The sequence below is a fragment of the Curtobacterium sp. KBS0715 genome (genome assembly GCF_005938005.2).
Lineage (GTDB): Bacteria > Actinomycetota > Actinomycetes > Actinomycetales > Microbacteriaceae > Curtobacterium > Curtobacterium flaccumfaciens.
In genome coordinates this window covers 3,455,537-3,473,918 of record NZ_VCCA02000001.1, presented here as the reverse complement: position 1 = coordinate 3,473,918, position 18,382 = coordinate 3,455,537, and the positions used below count along the sequence as shown (strand labels likewise).

Annotated in this window: 18 protein-coding genes; 14 read left to right on the top strand and 4 right to left on the bottom strand. The window is 72.6% G+C overall.

Features of this window, described 5'->3' with window-relative positions; translation table 11 throughout:
* Positions 1-48 precede the first annotated feature (48 nt).
* The 4 genes from FFG40_RS16485 to FFG40_RS16470 all read left to right on the top strand — a co-directional run bounded on the left by FFG40_RS16485 (position 49) and on the right by FFG40_RS16470 (position 4,435).
* Positions 49-1,047, top strand: coding sequence for a RimK family alpha-L-glutamate ligase (locus FFG40_RS16485; protein WP_138804048.1), 999 nt, complete (start codon positions 49-51; stop codon positions 1,045-1,047).
* A gap of 86 nt (positions 1,048-1,133) precedes the next feature.
* Entirely contained in the window at positions 1,134-2,174 is a 1,041-nt protein-coding gene (locus FFG40_RS16480; protein WP_138804049.1) for an LLM class flavin-dependent oxidoreductase, read from the top strand.
* Positions 2,174-3,493, top strand: coding sequence for an O-acetylhomoserine aminocarboxypropyltransferase/cysteine synthase family protein (locus FFG40_RS16475; protein WP_138804050.1), 1,320 nt, complete (start codon positions 2,174-2,176; stop codon positions 3,491-3,493). The genes FFG40_RS16480 and FFG40_RS16475 overlap by 1 nt, the downstream gene beginning before the upstream one ends.
* 9 nt (positions 3,494-3,502) lie before the next feature.
* Entirely contained in the window at positions 3,503-4,435 is a 933-nt protein-coding gene (locus FFG40_RS16470) for a 4-(cytidine 5'-diphospho)-2-C-methyl-D-erythritol kinase (RefSeq protein WP_027466065.1), read from the top strand.
* Positions 4,436-4,507: 72 nt separating this feature from the next.
* On the opposite strand, the gene FFG40_RS16465 is transcribed toward FFG40_RS16470, so the two are convergent.
* Positions 4,508-6,160: a glycosyltransferase family 39 protein gene (locus FFG40_RS16465; protein ID WP_138804051.1), complete on the bottom strand. Its 1,653-nt coding sequence runs from the start codon at positions 6,158-6,160 to the stop codon at positions 4,508-4,510.
* A 95-nt stretch (positions 6,161-6,255) separates the two neighbouring features.
* Here FFG40_RS16465 and FFG40_RS16460 point away from each other — a divergent pair, with 95 nt between their 5' ends.
* From FFG40_RS16460 to FFG40_RS16435, 6 genes are read left to right on the top strand one after another with little or no spacing between them, the layout of a single operon-like run.
* Positions 6,256-7,314: a ThiF family adenylyltransferase gene (locus FFG40_RS16460; RefSeq protein WP_185974219.1), complete on the top strand. Its 1,059-nt coding sequence runs from the start codon at positions 6,256-6,258 to the stop codon at positions 7,312-7,314.
* Positions 7,315-7,373: 59 nt separating this feature from the next.
* Complete coding sequence (locus tag FFG40_RS16455) at positions 7,374-7,790, top strand: molybdopterin-binding protein (RefSeq protein WP_138804053.1); 417 nt, start codon at positions 7,374-7,376, stop codon at positions 7,788-7,790.
* Positions 7,787-8,596, top strand: coding sequence for a molybdate ABC transporter substrate-binding protein (gene modA / locus FFG40_RS16450; RefSeq protein WP_138804054.1), 810 nt, complete (start codon positions 7,787-7,789; stop codon positions 8,594-8,596). The genes FFG40_RS16455 and modA overlap by 4 nt, the downstream gene beginning before the upstream one ends.
* Positions 8,597-8,599: 3 nt before the next feature.
* The gene (locus FFG40_RS16445) at positions 8,600-9,400 is read left to right on the top strand and encodes an ABC transporter permease (protein WP_071246956.1); all 801 of its coding nucleotides are present in this window, start codon (positions 8,600-8,602) and stop codon (positions 9,398-9,400) included.
* Positions 9,397-10,437, top strand: coding sequence for an ABC transporter ATP-binding protein (locus FFG40_RS16440; RefSeq protein ID WP_260678901.1), 1,041 nt, complete (start codon positions 9,397-9,399; stop codon positions 10,435-10,437). The genes FFG40_RS16445 and FFG40_RS16440 overlap by 4 nt, the downstream gene beginning before the upstream one ends.
* Positions 10,438-10,449: 12 nt before the next feature.
* Complete coding sequence (locus FFG40_RS16435) at positions 10,450-11,550, top strand: calcium:proton antiporter (RefSeq protein WP_017888287.1); 1,101 nt, start codon at positions 10,450-10,452, stop codon at positions 11,548-11,550.
* Positions 11,551-12,064: 514 nt separating this feature from the next.
* Here the strand turns inward: FFG40_RS16435 and FFG40_RS16430 are convergent.
* Genes FFG40_RS16430 through FFG40_RS16420 form a run of 3 tightly spaced genes read right to left on the bottom strand, consistent with a single transcriptional unit; the run spans position 12,065 to position 14,814 of the window.
* Entirely contained in the window at positions 12,065-12,313 is a 249-nt protein-coding gene (locus tag FFG40_RS16430) for a MoaD/ThiS family protein (RefSeq protein ID WP_138804055.1), read from the bottom strand.
* Positions 12,314-12,316: 3 nt separating this feature from the next.
* The gene (moaA, locus tag FFG40_RS16425; RefSeq protein ID WP_138804056.1) at positions 12,317-13,369 is read right to left on the bottom strand and encodes a GTP 3',8-cyclase MoaA; all 1,053 of its coding nucleotides are present in this window, start codon (positions 13,367-13,369) and stop codon (positions 12,317-12,319) included.
* Positions 13,370-13,374: 5 nt separating this feature from the next.
* Positions 13,375-14,814: a glycosyltransferase 87 family protein gene (locus FFG40_RS16420; protein WP_138804057.1), complete on the bottom strand. Its 1,440-nt coding sequence runs from the start codon at positions 14,812-14,814 to the stop codon at positions 13,375-13,377.
* Positions 14,815-14,901: 87 nt separating this feature from the next.
* Here FFG40_RS16420 and FFG40_RS16415 point away from each other — a divergent pair, with 87 nt between their 5' ends.
* From FFG40_RS16415 to pheA, 4 genes are read left to right on the top strand one after another with little or no spacing between them, the layout of a single operon-like run.
* Positions 14,902-16,344, top strand: coding sequence for a molybdopterin-dependent oxidoreductase (locus FFG40_RS16415; protein WP_138804058.1), 1,443 nt, complete (start codon positions 14,902-14,904; stop codon positions 16,342-16,344).
* Positions 16,341-16,802 (top strand): hypothetical protein, encoded by a 462-nt coding sequence (locus FFG40_RS16410; RefSeq protein ID WP_138804059.1) that lies wholly within the window; start codon positions 16,341-16,343, stop codon positions 16,800-16,802. Before FFG40_RS16415 ends, FFG40_RS16410 begins: the two co-directional genes overlap by 4 nt.
* Positions 16,803-16,830: 28 nt before the next feature.
* The gene (locus tag FFG40_RS16405) at positions 16,831-17,376 is read left to right on the top strand and encodes a MarR family winged helix-turn-helix transcriptional regulator (RefSeq protein WP_138804060.1); all 546 of its coding nucleotides are present in this window, start codon (positions 16,831-16,833) and stop codon (positions 17,374-17,376) included.
* Positions 17,377-17,415: 39 nt separating this feature from the next.
* Complete coding sequence (pheA, locus tag FFG40_RS16400) at positions 17,416-18,372, top strand: prephenate dehydratase (RefSeq protein ID WP_138804061.1); 957 nt, start codon at positions 17,416-17,418, stop codon at positions 18,370-18,372.
* Positions 18,373-18,382 lie beyond the last annotated feature (10 nt).

Below are 18,382 nucleotides of genomic sequence, written 5' to 3'. Positions count from 1 at the left end.
ACGTCACACACTTGGGCGCGTGCGGTATACCGTGCCTAGGGTGGGGGCGTGAGCACTCCGCGCGTGTACGTCATCCACGAGAACCCCGAGTGGTTCCCCCCGCTCGCCGCCGCCTTCGAGGCCGAGGGTGTCCCGGTCGAGGAGATCCTGCTGACCGAGGGGCAGATCGACCTCGCGGCCGAGCCGGCACCCGGCGTCTACTGGAGCCGCATGTCCGCGAGCTCCCACACCCGCGGCCACGAGCACAGCAAGGAGTACACCCGGGCGATCCTCGGCTGGCTCGAGCGTGCCGGCCGCCAGGTCGTCGGCGGCAGCCACGTGCTCGAGCTCGAGGTGTCGAAGGTCGCCCAGCACGGTCTCCTGCAGCAGGCCGGGTTCGACGTGCCGCGCACGACCGCCGTGTTCGGCACGACGACGCTCAAGGACGCCGCCCGCACCTTCACCGACGGGCAGGACGTCCCCTTCATCACGAAGCACAACCAGGGCGGCAAGGGCCTGGGTGTGCGGCGGTTCGACTCGCTCGCCGAGTTCGACGCCTACGTCGACAGCCCCGAGTTCGAGGCGCCGGTCGACGGCATCACCCTGCTGCAGGAGTACCTGACGGCCCGCGAGCCCTTCATCACCCGCGTCGAGTTCGTCGGCGGCGAGTTCGTGTACGCGGTCCGCGTCGACACGAGCGCCGGCAGCTTCGAGCTCTGCCCCGCCGACGCGTGCGAGGTGCCGCAGGTCATCGCCGGCGCCGTCTGTGACGTCCCCGGCACCGAGACCGTCGGTGCACCCCCGGCGTTCGCCGTCCGGACCGAGATCACCGCCGAGCACCCGCTGGTCCAGCAGCTCCGCACGTTCCTCGCCGACCAGCGCATCACCATCGCGGGCGTCGAGTTCATGGAGACGACGGACGGCCGCACCGTCGTCTACGACATCAACACGAACACGAACTACAACCCCGCGGTCGAGGAGTCCGCGCCGGCCTCCGGCCCGCGCTCCATCGCGAAGTACCTCGGTGGTCTGCTGGAGACGCAGTACGCGGCGCAGCTCACGGCCTGAGAACGCAAGAACCACCGGACTGGAGGCCCGTGGCGGGCCCGCCACGGGCCTCCAGTCCGCCTTTCCCACACCCCCAAGGAACCAACGTGCGATTCGGATACTGGACCCCGCTCTTCGGCGGCTGGCTGCGCAACGTCGACAACGAGAACATGCCGGTCACCTTCGACTACGTGAAGCGCCTGGCGCAGCGCGCCGAGCGGATCGGCTTCGACCTGACGCTCGTGCCGGAGCTCAACCTCAACGACATCAAGGGCACGGCGGCGCCCTCGCTCGAGGCGTGGTCGCTCGCGGCGGCCATCGCGGCGACGACCGAGCGCCTGGAGATCATGGCGGCGATGCGTCCCGGGTACCACCTGCCCGCGGTGACGGCGAAGCAGGCGGCGACGATCGACGACATCTCGTGCGGCCGGTTCACCTTCAACGTCGTGAGCGCCTGGTGGGCGGAAGAGGCGAAGCAGTACGGCGGGATCTTCTCGGAGCACGACGACCGGTACAAGCGCACCGCGGAGTTCGTCGAGGTCATGAAGGGCCTGTGGCGCGAGACCCCGTACTCGTTCTCGGGCGAGTACTACGACATCGAGAACGCGCACCTCGAGCCGAAGCCCCGCGTGACGCCGCGCATCTACGCCGGTGGGGAGAGCGAGGCCGGCAAGGCCGCGATCACCGGGTACGCCGACGCCTACGTCACGCACGGCGGCACGGTCCAGGAGCTCCGCGCGAAGATCGACGAGATGAAGCAGCGCCGCGTCGACGCCGGCCTGCCGCCGTTCGAGGCGTTCGGCATGGCCGCGTACGTCATCGTGCGCGAGACCGAGGAAGAGGCGCAGGCCGAGCTCGCCCGGATCACCGACGTGCAGCACGGCAAGGCGTACGAGTCGTACCAGGACTTCATCTCGAAGTCGCAGCTCGAGCACGTGCCCTCGCTCGAGGACTACTCGGTGTCGAACCGCGGCCTGCGCCCCGGTTTCGTGGGGACGCCGTCGCAGGTGGCGGACCGCATCCGGGAGTTCGAGGACGCCGGCGTCGACACGCTCCTGCTGCAGTTCTCGCCGCAGCTCGAGGAGATGGACCGGTTCGGCGAGCAGGTCATCCCGCTCGTCCGGCAGTCGGTCGGGGCGGGGTCCTGATGGCGGCCACGCCGACCAACGCGGAGGACGGCTGGGCGTTCGAGACCCGCCAGATCCGCGCCGGCTTCAAGGCCGATCCGGGCTGGGGCGCGAACGTGCCGCCGATCGCGCAGAGCGCCGCCTACGTCTACCCGTCGGGCGAGGACGCCGCCGCGCGCTTCATGCTCGACGCCCCCGGCCACACCTACACGCGGGTGAACAACCCGTCGGCGGCAGCCCTCGAGCGCCGGATCGCCGACCTCGAGGGCGGGATCGGTGCGCTGGCGCTGGCGTCCGGGCAGGCGGCGACGTCGCTGGCCGTGCTCGGTGTCGCACGCGCCGGTGACCACGTGGTGTCGAGCGCCTCGCTGTACGGCGCGACCTACACGCTGTTCGCCTCGACCCTGCGGGACCTCGGCATCACCTTCACGTTCGTGCAGGACCCGACCGACCTGTCCGAGTGGGCGGCGGCGGTGCGTCCGGAGACGAAGGCGTTCTTCGGCGAGTCCATCCCGAACCCCCGCGGGGACGTCCTGGACTTCGCCGGGGTGGCCGGGGTCGCGCACGAGGCCGGTGTGCCGCTCATCGTCGACAACACCATCGCGACGCCGTACCTGGTCCGCCCGATCGAGCACGGTGCCGACATCGTCGTGCACTCGGCGACGAAGTACCTGGCCGGACACGGCAGCGCCATCGCCGGGCTCATCGTCGACAGCGGGAACTTCGACTGGGCGGCGCACGCCGACGCCTACCCGCAGCTGGCCACGACCGAGCAGTCCGGGTTCGCGAACACGAACTTCGCCGACAAGTTCGGGCGACGGGCGTTCATCCAGCGCACCCGCTCGAAGCTGTCCGCCGACCTCGGGCCCGCGATCGCGCCGTTCAACGCGTTCCTGGTGCTCCAGGGCATCCAGACGCTGTCGCTCCGCATGGACCGGCACGTGTCGAACGCCGCCACCGTGGCGACCTGGCTCGACGCCCACGACCAGGTCGAGCACGTGCACTACGCCGGCCTGCCGGACTCGCCGTGGCACCACCTGCAGCAGCGCTACGTGCCGAAGGGACCGTCGGCCGTGCTGTCGTTCGACCTGGCCGGCGGGGTCGCCGCGGGCCGACGGTTCGTGGCGGCGCTCGAGCTGTTCGACCACGTCTCGAACCTCGGGGACGTCCGCTCGCTCGTCGTCCACCCGGCATCGACCACCCACGTGCAGATGACCTCCGACGAGCGGGCGGCCGCCGGGGTGGGGGACGGACTCATCCGCCTGTCGATCGGCCTCGAGCACATCGACGACATCACCGCGGACCTGGCGCGGGGGTTCACGGCAGCCGCAGCGGGATAGGTTGGGCGCATGACCACGTTGGCCGCACCGACCCGCGTGCGGACGCGCGCCCCCGGCAAGATCAACGTGTTCCTGTCCGTCGGGGCGCTGCAGGACGACGGCTACCACGACGTCGCCACCGCGTACCAGGCGGTGTCCCTGTACGAGGACGTCACCGCCGAGGCCGCCGACGACTTCTCGGTCACCTTCACGGGTCCGATCGACACGAGCACCGTGCCGGTCGACGAGTCGAACCTGGCCATCCGTGCGGCCCGGCTCGTGGCCGACGCGGCCGGACACCGCGGTGGGGTGCGGCTGACCATCGACAAGCAGGTGCCCGTCGCCGGCGGCATGGGCGGTGGCTCCGCGGACGCCGCGGCGACCCTGCTCGCCGTCGACACGCTCTGGGGCACCGCGCTCGGTCGCGAAGAGCTGCTCCGGCTCGCCGCGCAGCTCGGCGCCGACGTGCCGTTCGCCTTCGCCGGCGGCACCGCCGTGGGCACCGGCCGCGGTGACGAGCTGAGCCCGGCGCTGGCCAAGGGTGAGTTCCACTGGGTCCTCGCCCTGAGCGACGACGGGCTGAGCACCCCGGCCGTCTACCGTGCGCTCGACGAGCACCGGGAGCGGTACCGCGCCGACATCTCCCCGGCGCCGTCGCACCCCGTGGTCGAGGCCAACGTGCTGCAGGCCCTGCGTGCGGGCGACCCCGACCTGCTCGCCGACTGCGTCCACAACGACCTGCAGGCACCGGCCATGCGGCTGCAGCCCCGGCTCGCGGCGACGCTGGAGCTCGGTGAGAAGTCCGGTGCCCTGGCCGGCCTGGTGTCCGGCAGCGGACCGACGGTGGCGTTCCTGGTGGGCGACCGAGATGCCGCGCTCGAACTGCAGGTCGAGCTCAGCGCCGCCGGCCTCGTCGCACTCCGGGCCACCGGTCCGGTGCACGGCGCACGCGTGGTGCACTGACCCGACGTCCGGCCCGCCCGGCGAGCGGCTCGACGCCGAGCGGCGGTCAGTCCCGCCGCGGTCGGTCCAGCGTCAGCGGCTGTACTTCCAGAGGATGACCGTGCCGGTGTGCCAGTAGCGCACGACGTGGAAGCCCTCGGCCACGAGCGTCTCGGTGACCTGCGGGCGGATGTTCCGCGACTTGCCGCCGACGAACCACACGGTGTCGATGCCGGAGATCCGCTCGGGCACCGTCGCGGCGACGTCGCCGTTCACGTTCCAGAGCTGTCCGCGTTCGGCACCGGTCTCGGTGACAGCGAGGTCGCGCATCCCGGTGAAGGCTTCGGGGTAGGAGTCGGCGATGACCTGCGCGGTGGTGCCCGGGTGCTCCCAGACGCTGCCGAAGACGACGCCCTCGTTCTGGTCGGTGCGCCGGTCCCGCTCGCGCTCGATGATCGCCGCCGCGTTCGCCCAGTGCGAGTCCTGCTTGGCGTGGGGCAGCCGGACGAGCGTGCTCGTCGGCGCCGACACGAGCAGCATCCCGACGACGGCGAGCGCCAGCCACCGCCGGGGTCGGATCGCCGTGATCGCCAGGCCGATGAGCAGCGCGACGAAGGGCAGGCTCAGGCTGGCGTACTTCGGGGAGTACAGGTGCTCCCCGGCGGCGGTCGCGCCGACGAGCAGTGCGGTGGGCAGGATCGTCAGGGGGACGGCGACGCGGACGGCCTGCATCCGCAGCAGGTCGCGGGCAGCCGGGGCAGGGCGTCGGGCGGCACGCACGGCGAGCACGACGCCGACGATCATCAGGACCCACCCGAGCACCGCGTACGGCCAGACGGCACCGAACCAGGCGGTCGCGACGACCTGGCGCACGGTGGCCCACCCGACGCCGGTGATCCAGCCGACCTGCTTGGCCTGCCCGGCGGCGAGGACGATGAACGGCGACACCACGAGGGCGGCCCCGACGGCGGCGACGCCCCAGCGCACGAACGCGGCGCGGTCGACCATCGGCGCGGCCACCGGACCGCTGCGCTGCGAGAGCACGGCGTCGCGACGTGCGGCGCGGTCGGCGACGGCGGTCCAGAGGAGCACGACCCCGTGCGCGACGACGGCCAGGGCCAGGTAGACGTTGAACAGCACGGCGACCACGGCGAGCAGGGCGTAGACGACCCACCACCGGGTCGCGTGGTGCCGGATCCGGGTGCGCCGGACCGCGGTGATCCCCACGAGGGTCAGCGCGACGGCGAAGGTCGTGACGGTGGCGTACGGGCGCCCCTCGGTGCCGGCCCAGGCGACGCGGGGCAGGACCAGGAACACGATCCCGGAGACGACGCCGAGCCGCACACCGCCGAGACGATGGCCGAGGGCGACGACGAGCCCGGCGGAGACCCCGATGGCGAGGGCACTCGGGAACCGCAGCGTGAACGGCGAGTACCCGACGAGCGTGAACCAGACGTGCATCACGGCGTAGTACAGGCCGTGGACGGCGTCGACGTTCTGCAGCTCGGCCCAGAGCGCCGGCCAGCTCCGCTGCGCGCTCGCGATGGTCGCGGCCTCGTCGTACCAGACCGACGGCACCCAGCTGAAGGCCGCTGCGACGACGACGCCGAGCGCACCGACGGTGATCTCGGGGGTCCGGGCGAGGGCCCGGACGGCCGCCGCGACGAGCCCCAGTGAGCGCGCGCGCACCGACGCGTCCGACGTCGTACGTCGGACCGGGACGGTGCCGGTGCGCGGGGAACTCACGCCCGTGACCGTACCGATCTGCTCTGGGGATCCGCCGCGTCCGGGCACTGAACTCTCACATGCAGGAGTTCGGTGCGACGGGCCAGAATGACGGGATGGAACCCCTCGTCGCCCCCGCCGCCGCGCTCTCCCCGGGGCGGACGCAGCTCGGTTCGCGGACCGCCGCGCTCGCCGACGTCGGGGTCACCGGGCTGCGACGCCTGGCCACATCGCGCATCCTCGTGGTCGGGGCCGGCGGGCTCGGGGCGCCGGTGGTCGCGTACCTCGCCGGGCTCGGTCGGCTCACCGTGGTCGATCCGGACGTGGTCGACGCGTCGAACCTGGCCAGGCAGACGCTCTTCACGGCCGCGGACGTCGGCTCGCCGAAGGCACGGGTCGCTGTGGCCCGAGCCGTCGCCGTCGACCCCGAACTCGACGCGGTCGCCGTGGTCGCGTCGTTCACGCCGGACCTGGTCGCCGGACACGACGTCGTGGTCGACGCCGCCGACTCGGTCGTGGTCACCCGAGCGATCTCGGACGCCTGCGCCGCGGCCGGGGTGCCGTTCGTGTGGGGCACGGTGCTCGGCCACGACGGGCAGGTCAGCGTCTTCCGCGACGCCGGCCCGGACGGCGTCGACTTCCACGACCTACACCCCGACGCCCTGCCCGACGAGGGCTCGTGCGCCCTCGACGGCGTCGTCCCCGCACTGTGCGGCGCGGTCGGCGCGGTCATGGCGGGACAGGTCTTCGCGTTGGTCACCGGTAGCGGTGACCCGCTGCTCGGACGCGTCCTGACCGTCGACGCCGGCCGGTGGCGCTGGACCGAGAGCCCCGTCCGTCGCGGGCCCGCCTCGCGTCGACCGGCACCTGCTGCCGGTGCCGACGCGACGCCGCGCATCGCGCCGTCCGCCCTGGCCGCCAGGGTGGCGGACCCGTCGGACCCGCTGGTCGTCGTCGACGTCCGGACCGACGAGGAACGGGCGGCCGGCGTGGTCGCCGGTGCCGTCCCCGACGACACCGGCGCGGACGAGGTCGTCGTCTACTGCGCACGCGGACCCCGTGCGGACGCGTGGGCGGCGCGGCAGCCGGCCGGGAGGCGCGTGGCGGTCCTCGACGGCGGCTTCGAGGCCTGGCGTCGCGAGGGGCTGCCCGTGGCGATCGAGCACCGGTCCTGACCCAGCCAGGTCACCCCCACCGCCCCTGCCGCCGCATCCGCGGATAGGATCGGTGGATCATGACGCAACTGCGGGTACGGGATGCTGCGGCCTTCCTCGGGATCAGTGACGACACCGTTCGTCGGCTCGTCGACGGGGGCACCTTCACCCGTGCCACGGACGACGCGGGGCGAGCCGTGGTCGACGGTCGAGAGGTCGCCGCGTACGCACGGGAACGCAGCTCCGAGCTGACCGACCCGGCGTCCACGGTGAAGAGCTCGGCGCGCAACCGCTTCGTCGGGATCGTCACCGACCTGGTCGTCGACACCGTGATGGCGCAGGTCGAACTGCAGTGCGGCCCGCACCGCGTGGTGTCCCTGATGAGTGCCGAGGCCGTCCGCGACCTGGGGCTCGAGGTCGGGTCCGTCGCGGTGGCGTCCGTCAAGGCCACGATGGTCGCCGTCGAGGCACCCGCCCACCAGGAGGACCCCCGATGACCCGTCGTCCCCGCTCGTTGCTCGTACCCCTCGCCGTCGTGGCGACGCTCGGCCTGTCGGCGTGTTCCACCGCCGACGCTCCCGCGGGGTCCTCGTCGCCGTCACCGTCGTCGAGCGCGGACGCCGACGCGTCGGGTTCGATCACCGTCTTCGCCGCCGCGTCCCTGCAGCAGACCTTCACGACCCTGGGCAAGCAGTACGAGACCGCGCACCCCGGTGCCTCGATCCGGTTCTCGTTCGCCGGCTCCAGCGACCTCGTCACCCAGATCCAGAACGGCGCCCCCGCCGACGTGTTCGCCGCGGCGGACCAGGCGAACATGACGAAGCTGACCTCGGGTGACCTGGTGACCGGGTCGCCGCGGGCCTTCGCCACGAACACGCTCGAGATCGCGGTCGCCCCGGGCAACCCGCGGGGCATCGGCGGCCTCGACGACCTGACGGCTCCGGGCGTCCAGCTCGTCACGTGCGCCGCCCCGGTGCCGTGCGGTGCCGCGACGGCGAAGGTCGAGTCCGCATCGGGCGTCGACCTCGAGCCGGTCAGCGAGGAGCAGTCCGTCACCGACGTGCTCGGCAAGGTCGAGTCCGGTCAGGCCGATGCCGGACTCGTCTACGTGACGGACGTCAGAGGAGCCGGCGGCAAGGTCGACGGGGTCCCGTTCGACGAGTCGAGCAAGGCCGTCAACACGTACCCGATCGGTGTGCTCCGGGAATCCCAGGACCCGGAGCTCGCGCAGGCGTTCTCGGAGTACGTCCGCTCCGCGGCAGGACAGCGCGTGCTCTCCGACGCGGGCTTCGGGAAGCCCTGACCCGTGGCTCCGCGCGCTGACGGACGGCCGCCGGTCGCGTGGTGGCTCCCGCTGCCCGCGGTGCTCGGCGGGCTGTTCGTCGTCGTGCCGGTGCTCGCGATGCTCGGCCGGGTGGACTGGTCGTCGTTCGTCGGGCTCGTGACCTCCACCGCGTCACTGACCGCGCTCGGGCTCAGCCTCGGCACGGCGCTCGCGGCCACCGGCGTCGCGTTCGTCCTCGGGTACCCGCTCGCCGTGCTGTTCGCTCGGTCGCGGTCGCGCTGGGTCGGCGTCGCCCGGGCCGTCGTGCTCCTGCCGCTCGTGCTGCCGCCGGTGGTCGGCGGCTTGGCCCTGCTCGCGGCCTTCGGTCGGCTCGGGGTGGTCGGGGCGTTCCTCGACGACCACGGCCTGCACATCGCGTTCACCACGACCGCGGTGGTCATCGCGCAGACCTTCGTCGCGATGCCGTTCCTGGTGTCCTCGGTCGAGGGGGCGCTCCGCGTCGAGGGTGACCGGTACGAGCGGGTCGCCGCGACCCTGGGCGCCGGGCCGACCCGGACGTTCCTGACCGTCACGACGCCGCGGGTCCTGCCGGGGATCGTGTCCGGGCTCGTGCTGTGCTTCGCCCGGGCGCTCGGCGAGTTCGGGGCCACCCTGACCTTCGCCGGCAGCCTGCAGGGGGTCACGCGGACCCTGCCGCTCGAGGTCTACCTGCAGCGCGAGGTCGACCCGGACACCGCGGTGGCGCTGGCGGTCGTGCTCGTCGTGGTGGCCGTCGTCGTCATCGGGGCCTCGTCGTTCCGGACCCGCGGAGCCCTGGCGTGACGGCCGAGGGTGCGGTGGGGGTCCGGGCGCACGTCGTCGTCGGGCCGCGGGACGTCGACGTCGTGATCGAGGTCCGCGCGGGGGAGTGCCTGGCGGTCATCGGGCCGAACGGTGCGGGCAAGTCGACGGTGCTCGAGGCCCTGGCCGGGCTGCTGCCGATCGACGCCGGCCGGATCGAACTCGACGGGGTCCGGGTCTCGACCCCACAGCACACCGTGCCCGCGCACCGTCGCCGGACCGGACTCGTCGCGCAGCGATCCGACCTGTTCCCGTTCCTCGACGTCGTCGGGAACGTCGCCTTCGGGCCCCGAGCCGCCGGAGCCGGTCGCGCCGCGGCCCGGCAGCTCGCCCGCGATGCGCTCGACGCCGTCGGGGTCGCCGACCTGGCCACCCGCGACCCACGAACACTCTCGGGCGGTCAGGCGCAGCGCGTCGCGATCGCCCGGGCGCTCGCCACCGACCCGGCGGTGCTGCTGCTCGACGAACCGACCTCGGCGCTCGACGTCGGCGCGCAGGACGAGGTCCGCGCGGCACTCCGGACCGCGGTCGCCGGCCGGCCCGCCGTGCTCGTCACGCACGACCCGGTCGAGGTCGTCGCCCTGGCCGACCGCGTCGTCGTGCTCGAGGGTGGACGGGTGGTCGAGCAGGGCACCCCCGCGGCCGTGCTCGGTCGTCCGACGAGTGCGTTCGCCGCGACGTTCTCCGGACTCGCGCTGGTGCGGGGGACCGCCACCGGGGGTGGGATCGCGATCGACGGCGGGGGCGAGCTGGCGTCCGGGACGCACACCGTGCCTCCCGGCCGGCCCGCCCTGGCCGCCTTCCACCCGACGGCCGCCGTGCTGACGCGGGACGGTGCCGGAGCCGCGCGCACCGTCTCGTCGCTCGAGCCGCGCGACGGACTGGTGCGGGTGCGGGCCGGTGACCTGGTGGCGGACCTGACGCTCGCGCGGCTGACCGCACTCGGGATCGTGCCCGGTGACGCGGTGTGCATCGATGTCCCCGCAGCCGAGGTGGCGGTCTACGCGCCCCGTGGTTGAGACAATGGTCGGATGACCTCCTGGTTCCCCAAGGTGTGGCCCGTGGCCACGCCGATCCTGGCGGCCGTCGTGCTCGCGTTCTCGTACGGCCGCTACGGGCTCGGCACCGCCGTGGTGGTCGTCGTCGCCGTCGTGCTCGCCGTCACGGTCCTGGCTGCCGTCCACCACGCCGAGGTCGTCGCGCACCGGGTCGGGGAACCCTTCGGCTCGCTCGTGCTGGCCGTCGCCGTGACGATCATCGAGGTCGCGCTCATCATCTCGCTGTCGAGCTCGGGCGGTGCGCAGGCCGAGACCCTGGCACGCGACACGGTGTTCTCGGCGGTGATGATCACGATGAACGGGCTGGTCGGTCTCGCGATCCTGATCGGGACCCTGCGGCACAACACCGTGCGCTTCAACCAGGAGGGCGCGAGCGCCGCGACCATGACGGTGGCCGCGCTCGCCGTGCTGACCCTGGTGCTGCCGACGTTCACCACCGGCACCGACGACGCCTCCTTCACGGGGACGCAGCTGGTGTTCGTCGCGATCGCGTCACTGGTGCTCTACGGGCTGTTCGTCGTCACGCAGACCGTGGCGCACCGCGACTTCTTCCTGCCGGTCAACCGTGCCGGCGGGGTGCTCGTCGAGTCCGAGGACGCCCACGCCGCCCGCCCGTCGGGACGCACCACGATGGTGTCGCTCGGGCTGCTCGTCGTCGCGCTCGTCGCCGTGGTCGGGCTCGCCAAGGTGGAGTCGCCCGCGATCGAGGCCGGGGTCGCCGCCGTCGGGTTCCCGCCGTCGTTCGTCGGTGTCGTGATCGCGCTGCTCATCCTGCTGCCGGAGGGCATCGCCGCGTCGAAGGCCGCCGCACGGAACCGGATCCAGACGAGCCTGAACCTGGCGATGGGGTCCGCGATGGCGTCGATCGGTCTGACGATCCCCTCGATCGCGGTCGCCTCGCTGTTCATGCCGGGGACGCTGCTGCTCGGGCTCGGGCCGTCGCAGATCGTGTTGCTCGCGCTGACGATCGTCGCGGCGGTGCTCACCGTGCTGCCCGGTCGTGCCACGCGGCTGCAGGGCGGGGTGCACCTGGTGATCTTCGCCGCGTTCATCGTGCTGTCCGTCTCGCCGTAGGGCGGGGTGGGGTGGGGTGGGGTGCGCCGGGGTCGTTCCGGGCGTGCCGGGTCGTTCCGGGCGTGCCTGGTCGAATCGGGCGTGCCTGGTCGGAAGTTCCGACACGGTATGCCCGGAAACGCCAGGCATCGCGCGCGTTCTGGGAAGGAACGGGCGCGGGGTGGCCGGGCACGGGGTCGAGTCGGGCGTGCCGGGTCGTTCCGGGCGTACCTGGTCGAATCGGGCGTACCTGGTCGGAAGTTCCGACACGGTATGCCCGGAAGCACCAGGTATCGCGGGTGTTCTGGGAAGGAACGGGCGCGGGGTGCGGGGCACGGGCGCGGGCGCGGGGTCGGGTCGGGCTGCGCCGGGTCGTTCCGGGCGTACCTGGTCGAATCGGGCGTACCTGGTCGGAAGTTCGCACCAGGTATCGCGCGCGTTCTGGGAAGGAACGGGCGTTGTGGGAAGGAACGGGCGTACCGCTCAGTCACCGAACTCCGCTGCCGAACTCAGTCGCCGAGCTCAGCCGCCGAATTCAGCCCCCGGCGAAGGGCGGCATGACGTCGACGACCTCGACACCGTCGAGCGACGTCGCCCGGTCACGCGTGGTCACGCCGTCGACCAGGTACGAGCAGCGCTCCTGCAACGCACTCCAGCGCGCAGGGTCCACCACGTCGGCCGCGTCGATCGCGGCGAGGGCGGCCTCGATGGTGGGGCCCGTCGTGGTCAGCGAGTCGACACCCACGGCAGCGCGGGCAGCGGCGAAGAACCGGATCGTGGTCAAGCCTCAGCCGCCGATCGCACTCATGCCGCGTGTCGGGTGCACGAGCTCGTCGCTGTCGTCACCGTGGTCGCGCGGCTTCGCCCACATCGCGAGCCGCCAGAGCTCGGCGACCTCGTCGTCGTCCGCCCCGGAGCGCATCGGTCCGAGCACGTCGGTCTCCTCGTCGGAGAACAGGCAGCTGCGCACGTGCCCGTCGGCGGTCAGCCGAGTGCGGGTGCAGTCGGCGCAGAACGACTCGGTGATGCTCGCGATGATCCCGACGGTGCCGAGGGGCTCGCCGGTGACGGCGTCGTGCACGCGGTACCGCTCCGCCGGGGCACCGTCGCGCGGGGCGTCGTCCGGGGTGAGCACGAACGACGTCGCCAGCAGCGCGCGGGTCTCGGCGGCGGTGATCATCGAGGTGCGGTCCCAGGCGTGGTCGGGGTCCAGGGGCATCTGCTCGATGAACCGCAGCTCGTAGCCACGCTCCAGGCACCAGCGGAGGAGCTCCGGGGCGGCCTCGTCGTTGATCCCGCGCAGCAGCACCGCGTTCACCTTGATGTCGAGTCCGGCGTCGTGCGCGGCCGAGAGCCCGGCGATCACCTTGTCGAGGAACGGGCGGCGGGTCACGGTGGTGAAGACGTCGGGGTCGACGGTGTCGAGCGAGACGTTCACGCGCCGCAGCCCGGCGTCGTACAGGCCCTGGGCGCGGTGGGCGAGGCCGATCGCGTTCGTGGTGAGCGACAACTCCGGGGCGTCGGGCAGCGCGGCGCACCGGGCTATCACGTCGACCAGGTCGTGCCGGAGCATCGGCTCGCCGCCGGTGAACCGGACCTTGCGGACGCCGAACCGCGACGAGCCGATCCGCACCAGCCGCTCGATCTCCGTCGCCGTCATCAGGGCCTCGTCGGGGGCGAACGGCAGTCCGGCCGCGGGCATGCAGTACGTGCAGCGGAGGTTGCAGCGCTCGGTCAGCGACACCCGCAGGTCGACGGCGCGACGCCCGAAGCGGTCGACGAGCCCGGCGGGAGCCGGCTCCACGGAGCCGGTCGTGCCGAGCAGGATCGCGGGTGCCATGGTCGTCAGCGTACGTGTTCCACACGCCGGAACGACAGCCGCTCCCACCACCGTCGCCACTCGGACCGCTCCGTGCGCAGGAGGGTGACGACCACGATGACCACCACGGCCGCGAGCAACCACCACCGGTAGGCGTCCGCCGACGGCCACACCCCGCGCAGCGCGATGGCGAGGCCGATCGACAACCACTCCCACCGCCCGGACAGTACCACGAACGGGATGAGCAGCAGCGCGTACCAGGGGTAGCGCGGCGTCACGGCGAGGAACGTCACGCCGATCATCAGGACCTCGCCCGACCACGGCCGCGCCGGGTCGGACAACCGCCACGCCACGAACGCCGCCAGCAGCACCAGGAGCCCCACCACCAGGGTCGCAGCGTCGCCCTTGACCACGAGCGACACCAGCGCGAACCGGGAGCCGTCCTCGTAGCCCTCCTCGTTCAGGTAGCCGGGCAGGTACCCGAGCACGTCGAGCCCGGTCGTCAGCACGTAGGGCACGTAGAGCAGCCCGAACACCGCGATGCCGATCGGGATCGCCCACCAGGCCCGACCGCGGCCGAGCAACGGCGGGTACACGATCGCCGGGATGAGCTTCGTCGCGGTCGCAGCCCCGAGCGCGATGCCGCCCCAGATCGGCCGGCCGAAGGCGACGAGCACGACACCGGCCGTGGCGAGGGCGGCGCCGACGACGTCGACGTGCGAGTTGGTGACCGCCTCGGACGCGACGAGCGGCGACCAGGCCCAGAGCGCCGCCCACCAGGTCGGACGGCCGATGCGGCGGAGCACCAGGACGAGCCCGACGGTCACACCGAGCGACACGAGCAGCCCGGCGACCTGGAACGGCAGGTACTGCGCGGTCGCCGGCACGAAGAACCGCACCGCGGCGAACCACAGCTGCGCCATCGGCGGGTAGATCGTCGTGACGTCGGGCCGGTTGATCGCGGTGCAGTGCCCGTCCGCGCCGTCGCCGAGCCCGCGGAACCGGGGCTTCAGCGGATCGCACGTGCCGTCCACCTTGTCGGGGAACAACCAGTCGGGTCGGAGACCGGACAGTGCCGCGGACTGGGGGGTGTGCGCGTACGGTGAGACACCGGCATGCTGGACGATGCCGTCCCACGCGTACCGGGCGGAGTCGGTGCTCGTGTTCGGTGGGCCGACCAGCGCGGCGATGCCGATCACCACCGCTCCGCCGATGACCATGGTGGTCATCCACCGGACGGGCACGAAACGCACCGCGAGCACGGCGATCACGAAGACGGTCCAAGCGATCAGCGTCCACGCAACGAATGCAGAACGATGGCCCGATCGGAGGAACCCCAGATGCGTGACGCCGACGGCGATGACGCCCGACAGGGCGAGTACTCCCACGACGGCCAGCACCGTGCCGATCCGGACGGCGGTGCCGTCGGCCAGGGACGGTCGGAGGGCACGCAGTCGGTCGCTCATGGTCCGTCGAGGCTATCCGGCCTCCAGCGCCTGCTGCACGACGGACGAGCAGCTCTGGCGTCCCCCAACCGCAACGCCCGCTCGGCGGTGGTGCTCGGGCGCCTGCTCGGCATCGCGTTCCTGATCTGCTTCGGCACCGGGATCTACAGCCACCTGCTGCAGGAACCGCTCGGCTGGATGCGGTTCCCGACCCGTCCGACGCAGCTGTACCAGTTCACGCAGGGCCTGCACATCACGACGGGGATCGCGATCATCCCGCTGCTGCTCGCCAAGCTCAACACCGTCATGCCCGCCCTGGTGCAGGTGCCGCCGGTGCGCGGCGTGCTGCACCTGCTCGAGCGGCTGTCGATCGCGGTGCTCGTGTCCGCGTCGATCATCCAGGTCGTCACCGGCCTGCTCAACACCTACCAGTGGTACCCGTGGCCGTTCCCGTTCCGCCAGGTGCACAACGCGATGGCCTACGTGATCATCGGGTCGCTGGCCATCCACATCGCCGCCAAGCTGCCGGTCATCGCCCGCTACTGGCGGAAGCGCGACTCCTACGACGCGCACGGCCGGTTCATCGCGGACCCCGCGTCCGGCAGTGAGCTGCTTCCCCCCGGCCTGGCGCAGCCCGCTCAGCGGGATCGCGCCAGCGATCCGCGGGATGCGCCGAGCGAGCTTGCGAGCGAGGGTCCCGCGTCCGCCCCGCACGCTGCGGTCGCCGAGACCACCGGGTCCACCGCCCCCGGCCTGCTGGGCCGCGTGTTCCGCTGGATCGACGGCGTCGACGCCGCCCCCGGCGGCGCCGAGTCCAGTCCCACCGGACCGGACACGGCCCCGGAGACCCGCGAGGTGTCCGCGGAGCCGAGCCCCGACCAGCCGACGGCCGACGTGGGGGAGCCGAGCCGGGCCTCCAGGCCGACGCCGGACGCAGCCACCGGACGACGCCAGCGCATCGCCCGACGCGGGTTCTTCGCCGGCGTGACGGCGGCGACCGTCGGTGTCGTCGCGCTCACGGCGGGACAGTCCTCGAAGCTCGCGGAGCCGTTCAACGCGTTCGGCGCCCGTGGCCGCGGCATCGGTGCGAACGGCCTGCCGGTGAACCGGACCGCGCGTGCGGCCGGGGTGCTCGCCACCGCGACCGCCGCCGACTGGACGCTCACCGTCGTCGGCCACGACGTGAGCCGGACGTTCGTCCGGGCGGAACTCGTCGCACTCGGCACCGCGCAGGTCGACCTGCCCATCTCGTGCGTCGAGGGGTGGAGCCAGATGGCGACCTGGAAGGGCGTGCGGATGCGCGACCTGCTCGACGCCGTGCAGGCGCCGCAGGGGTCGCACGTGCGGGTGACGAGCCTGGAGCGGCACGGCGGCTACCGGATCATGGACATGGGACCGGAGTACGCCGAGGACCCGACGACGCTCATCGCCCTCGAGCTGAACGGTGCGACGCTCGACCTGGACCACGGGTTCCCGGCGCGGATCATCGCTCCCGGGCGGCCCGGTGTGCTGCAGACCAAGTGGATCGAGAAGATCGAGGTGCTCCGGTGAAGGCCGCGCGGATCGTGCTCGTGGTGATCGGCGTGCTGGTCATCGCGTTCGGGGCGTACGTGCTCGTGACGTCCGTCAAGCCGAACCGCATCGGCGGGCTCGGGGTGTGGCTGCTCGCGGCGGTGGTCCTGCACGACGCGGTCCTGTCGCCGTTCGTGGTCGGTGCCGGGTTGCTGCTGCGTCGGGCCGGACGCTCGCTGCGGGCCTGGGTGCTCGTCGTCGTGCAGGCGGCGATCGTCCTCGGCAGCGTGCTCGCCCTGGTGGTCCTGCCGGAGATCGCTGCGAAGGACCACGGACAGAAGAACCCCACCGTGCTGCCGTTCGACTACGGCACGCGGCTGCTGCTCGTCGAGGGGGCGCTGCTCGTCGTGGTGGTGGTGGTGCTCGTGGTCGGGGTGGTGCGGTCGCGTCGCGCTGGCGGTTCGGCCGGTTCGTCCGCGGTGCGCAGCACTGGTTAAAGGGACAACCTTTCGGTATGATCAGGTCATGACCGACGAGACCCCGTGGCTCACCCGCGAGCAGCTGCGCGCGTGGATGAAGCTCGTCGCGGTCATGGAACTCCTGCCGGCGGCGCTCGACCAGCAGCTGCAGCGCGACGCCGACCTGACGCACTTCGACTACATGGTCATCGCGATGCTCTCCGAGACCGACACCCGGACCCTGCGGATGTCGGCGCTCGCCTCGGCCACGAACGCCTCGTTGCCGCGGCTGTCGCACGTGGTGTCCCGCCTCGAGAAGCGCGGGCTCGTGACCCGGTGCCCGTCGACCTCCGACCGCCGCGCCACCGACGTCCGCCTGACCGACGCCGGGTACGCCACCATCGTCGAGGCAGCTCCGGACCACGTCCGCACCGCCCGCCGGGTGGTCATCGACGCGCTCTCCGACGAGCAGGTCGCGCAGCTCGACGGCATCGCGGCGTCGCTCCTGACACGGCTCGACCCCGACGGGCGGTTCGCGGCGCTGACCTACCCGCGCGAGGACGACGACACCGCGATCTGCGAGCAGCGGCTGACGGGTGCGGCGACGGACTGAGGCCGCCTGGCCTCCGCGTCCCTGCAATAGGCTCGCCGCATGACCGACCCCGCCGCGCCGTCCGACACGTACTCCTACCTCGGACCCGCCGGCACCTTCACCGAGGCGGCCCTGAAGCTCGTCGAGGCCGCTGCCGGCAAGCCCTGGCGGAGCGTCAACAACGTCGGTGAGGCCCTGGACGACGTCATGTCCGGCCGGTCGATCGGGGCCGTCATCGCGATCGAGAACAGCGTCGACGGCGGGGTCAGCGCCACGCAGGACGCCCTGGCCCGGATCCCCGGCGTGCGGATCGTGGGGGAGTACCTGGTCCCCGTCGACTTCGTGCTCGTCGCCCGGCCCGGCACGACCCTGGCCGACGTCCGCACCGTGAACGCGCACCCCGTCGCCTACGCGCAGACGCACAACTGGCTCGAGGCGAACCTGCCCGGCCACGGCCACATCCCGGCGTCGTCGAACGTCGCCGCGGCCCTCGCCCTGCTCGAGGCGGACCCCACCGCCGACGCCGCCGTCGCGCCGCCCGGCATCACGGACCACCACGACGTCGTCGTGCTCGCATCGTCCATCGGGGACAACGCCTCGGCGGTCACCCGGTTCGTGCTCGTGTCGAAGACCCTCGCCCTGCCCGAGCCGACCGGCGCCGACAAGACCAGCGTCATCGTCGAGCTGCCCGCCGACCACCCCGGCGCCCTGGTCGACATGCTCGAGCAGTTCGCGACGCGGGGCATCAACATGGGGCTGCTGTCGTCACGCCCGATCGGTGACGAGCTCGGCCGCTACCGGTTCGTCATCGACCTCGACGGGCACGTGCGCGACGAGCGGGTCGCGGACGCGCTGCTCGGCCTGCGCCGGTTCAGCCCGCGCGTGACGTTCCTCGGCTCGTACCCGCGTGCCGACGGTGCCCGCCCCGAGGTTCCGGCGCGCTACTCGGACGCCGCGTTCGTCGAGGCGCGGGACTGGCTGCGCGCGATCGTGTCGGGCGAGCCCGGGGCGCGGTAGCGGCGGAACC